Genomic DNA, 258 nt, shown 5'->3' with positions numbered 1-258 from the left:
CGGATCGCCGCATCCCTCGCCGCCCGTACCCGCTTCGACCACCGCGCCGTGGTGGACACCACCGACCGCACCACCCTCCTCACCGGCCTCACGGCACTCACCGACGGCACCGAGACCCCCGGCCTGACGACAGGCACCGTGACCCCCGGCAGGACGGCGTTCCTCTTCACCGGCCAGGGCAGCCAACGCCTCGGCATGGGACGCGAACTCCACGAAGCCCACCCCGTCTTCGCCGCCGCCTTCGACGAGGTCACCGAG

The 258-nt window shown here is 72.5% G+C and carries 1 pseudogene; it reads left to right on the top strand.

The features are described 5' to 3' along the window. Window positions 1-258 (top strand): annotated as a pseudogene (locus OO67_RS40410) (acyltransferase domain-containing protein); the annotation flags it as partial.

The sequence above is a fragment of the Streptomyces atroolivaceus genome (assembly GCF_000717025.1).
Classification (GTDB): domain Bacteria; phylum Actinomycetota; class Actinomycetes; order Streptomycetales; family Streptomycetaceae; genus Streptomyces; species Streptomyces atroolivaceus.
This window is presented reverse-complemented; position numbering and strand designations above follow the sequence as displayed.